General features: G+C 70.7%; 4 protein-coding genes. 2 read left to right on the forward strand and 2 right to left on the reverse strand.

Annotated elements, in window-relative coordinates; all coding sequences use genetic code 11:
• Together VF697_RS36205 and VF697_RS36210 are read right to left on the reverse strand one after the other, a co-directional pair.
• Positions 1-939: TIGR02757 family protein (locus tag VF697_RS36205; protein ID WP_331102331.1), on the reverse strand; the 939-nt coding region annotated here is incomplete at its 3' end.
• Between the two features lie 55 nt (positions 940-994).
• Positions 995-1,570, reverse strand: coding sequence for a phosphoglycerate mutase family protein (locus VF697_RS36210; RefSeq protein ID WP_331102332.1), 576 nt, complete (start codon positions 1,568-1,570; stop codon positions 995-997).
• A gap of 373 nt (positions 1,571-1,943) precedes the next feature.
• Here VF697_RS36210 and VF697_RS36215 point away from each other — a divergent pair, with 373 nt between their 5' ends.
• Entirely contained in the window at positions 1,944-2,123 is a 180-nt protein-coding gene (locus VF697_RS36215) for a hypothetical protein (RefSeq protein WP_331102333.1), read from the forward strand.
• A 101-nt stretch (positions 2,124-2,224) separates the two neighbouring features.
• On the forward strand, positions 2,225-2,665 hold a 441-nt coding region (locus VF697_RS36220; protein ID WP_331102334.1), incomplete at its 3' end, for a lantibiotic dehydratase.

Genomic DNA, 2,665 nt, shown 5'->3' on the forward strand with positions numbered 1-2,665 from the left:
CCCAGGGTAGACCCCGCGCTTCCCGCTCCGGGCCACCGTCTCGCGCCCCACGCTACAGGCCGGCAGCAGCAGGCACCGGGCACAGTTTTCTGGTACGGGCTTGGAGGGACACACCCCGCTCATGCCGTAGTGACACAGCGCGAAGTCGAAGCGCACGGGGTCCTCCGCATCGAGCGCGCGCAACGAGGCCGTCACCTCCTCGGCGGTGCGCCAGCTCAGGTCCTTGCGGCGGGTGAGGCCCAGGTGCTGCGAGATGCGCCCGATGTGGGTGTCCAGGGGGATGAGCAGCGCCGAGGGACGCACCCGCCGCCAGATGCCGAGGTCCACCCCATCCGGCCCGCGCACCATCCACCGCAGGAAGAGGTTGAGCCGCTTGGCGGCGCCGGCCCCGAGGGGCGAGGGCAACAGGTGGTGCAGCCCACGCTCGGGCCCGAGCGCCTTGCGCAAGGGCTCCATGGGGACGTCGCGCAGGGCCGTGGTGAAGGCGTCCAGCGCACCGTGCCAGGAGCCTCGGGCCTCGAGCCCCTGGACGAAGAGCGCCTCCAGGCTCCCGAGCTCGCGCAGCGCCCGCCCCATGCCCAGCAGCAGCACCGCCACGTCCGTGCCCACGTTGAAGCGGTAGACGAAGCCCGCGAGCAGCTCGCGCGCCCCGGCCACGTCCAGCCCACGCACGAAGGCCGCCGGAGACGGACCCATGCGCTGGAGCAGCGCGTCCACCTTGGGTCGGAACAGGTCCGCCCGCCCGTAGGCCAAGGCCGCCGCCAGCAGCGCGCTGACCTCGATGTCCCTCGGGTCCTGGTAGCGGTGCGGGAACTCCAGCGGGTCGAAGGCGATACGCCCCTGGCTGTCCGTCGAGGCCAGGAAGGCGTCCAGACAAGGGCGCAGGCGCTCGGCCTCGCGGGGGCTCAGTCCTGTGGGTCCTCGGGTTCGCGGCGGCATGGGTCAGGGACTCCGTAGCCTGGAGCAACCCGCCTCGCCATGGAGTTCATCCTGCTCACGGCGCACTCGGCGCGCCGTACCGCGACTGGATGAGCCGGGCCGGACCCGACGGCGGAACCACGACCACCATGAGGCGGTCGTACTCGCTGTCGGGGATGGGCGGGATGGGGACCCCGGCCAGTGCCTCGGCCACCAGAGGAAGGGTGTTGCTGTGGCCGACCACCAGGACGACCTGCCCCCGGTGCTGGGTGAGGAGGTCCCGGGCCTGCTGCGCGGCCTGTGCCCGACCCCCGCCCGGAATGACCTCGCGCACGGTGATGGGGACGCCGAGGCGATCCGCCAGCGGCTGCGCGGTCTCGCGCGTCCGACGCAGCCGCGTGGCGGAGATGGCACTCACGCCCGCGTGCTGGGCCACCTGGACGAGCACCTCCGCGCGCTGCCGACCCGCGGGGGTGAGGGCCGGGTCATCTCCACCCTCCGTTGCCTTCTCCGCGTGGCGCACCAGCAGCACGACGGTGGACGCGCTCGGGGCCGGTGAAGCACCCCGTGGCTCGGCGGGACGAGCCCCAGCACAGGCGACCAGCAACAGCAGGCAGACCGGAGACAGAAGGCGGGCGGTGACGGTGCGCATGCGAGGGCTCCCAGGAGACTCCGTGGAGGCTGGACCTTCGCACGGAGGTGAGCGTTGCAAGAACGAGCTCGAGGGAGTGAACGAGACGCCCCGAGGCCGGTGGTGACGGGCCAGTCCAGAAGGAGTGGATTGGGCAGAGCTGCTACGCCGCACTTCCGCATGGGATGTCTTCACCTGCCCGCCTCTGCACCGGCCCGCTTCCAGCTGTCTTTCTTTCCGCTGTCTCCTTCTCTGGAGTCCAGAACAGGAAAAAAAGATTAACTTTATGTTTCGAGGCGCTTATCCGACAACCTAGGATGTTTTGGCCTTGGGCGGTGACCTGCAGCCTCCCGGCTCCGTCCCTGGCGTTACCCCCGAAAGAAGGAAGGCCCTGATGACGAACGAGAAGCTGAAGGTGAAGCTGTCCCTGACGAAGGAGACGCTGCGCGAGGTGAGCGATTCGCAGGTGGATGTGCTCGATCAGATCGTGGGCGGCACGGGCTGCAACTGCACCTATCTCGAGGCCCGCAGCGCGCCTCCCCCCTGCGACAACAGCGGCACCATCACCTACTGAGCCACGCGCTCGTCGGTTGTACCCATGGCCGGAAGGGTGGTGTGTGCCATCCTTCCGGCCGTCTGCTTTTTCACCACCGCGGACCCCCCCGAGCCGCTTTCATGTCCACGAGCCCTCCGCGTCCTCCTCCGGCCTCCGCGCCGCCGTACACCGCCTCGGGCTTCTTCGCCCTGCGCACCCCGCTGCTCCCGTTCGACGTGCTGACCGGCTGGGGGCACGGGCTGACGGCCTGGCAGCTCCCGGAGGGACAGCGCGCGGATGCGCTCACGATGGAGCGCGCGCGCCTGCGTGAGTCCTTGCGGCGGTGGGTGGCGGATCCCGTGGTGCGCGAGGCCCTCTTCCTCGCCTCGCCCAGTCTCGATGAGAGCCTGCCCTGCTGGCTGGAGTCCCCGGACTCGGAGCGTGGGCTGAAGGTGGAGCGCACGCTGGTGCGCTACCTGTCGCGGATGGCTGGCCGCGCGACGCCCTTCGGCCTCTTCGCGGCGCACTCGGTGGGAAGCCTGGGCAGCGGGGCCCGGCTGCGCGTCCCGGAGCGCACCGCC

The sequence above is a fragment of the Archangium sp. genome (assembly GCF_036388035.1).
Taxonomy (GTDB): Bacteria; Myxococcota; Myxococcia; order Myxococcales; family Myxococcaceae; genus Archangium.

Bases quoted from the DNA above. Each gene is read 5' to 3' on its own strand.
- VF697_RS36210 (WP_331102332.1), bottom strand. From the start codon at position 1,570: ATGCGCACCGTCACCGCCCGCCTTCTGTCTCCGGTCTGCCTGCTGTTG.
- VF697_RS36215 (WP_331102333.1), top strand. From the start codon at position 1,944: ATGACGAACGAGAAGCTGAAGGTGAAGCTGTCCCTGACGAAGGAGACG.